The 312-nt window shown below is 74.0% G+C and carries 1 protein-coding gene; it reads left to right on the plus strand.

Going from position 1 to position 312, the window contains the following annotated elements; translation table 11 throughout:
* Positions 1-312: hypothetical protein (locus tag GTP90_RS36190; RefSeq protein ID WP_217432068.1), on the plus strand; the 312-nt coding region annotated here is incomplete at both ends.

Genomic DNA, 312 nt, shown 5'->3' on the forward strand with positions numbered 1-312 from the left:
TCAGGCCGGCGGCGCGGTGCCGCTGGGCGTGGCGCAGGCCTTGCTGCCATTGCCGCCACTGCCGCTGCCCAAGGGGGTGAAGCGGCCGGCGGCGCCGGCGGCATGCGCCCCGTCCGGCATGAGCGCGAAAGAATGCGCGGCGCTCGATACCCATAGTATCGAGTTGTCCAGCAAATTGGTCGAGCTGGAGGGCCGGGTGAAGTTGCTGCAAGGCGCGCTGGCGGCGAAGGGCGGGGCGGCCAGCAAGGCGTCGCCTGCGGCGTCCGGCGCGCAGGGCGGTGCGGCGGCAGGGCATGACGGCGGGGCATCGGG

Source organism: Duganella vulcania, assembly GCF_009857655.1.
GTDB classification, from domain to species: Bacteria; Pseudomonadota; Gammaproteobacteria; order Burkholderiales; family Burkholderiaceae_D; genus Rugamonas; species Rugamonas vulcania.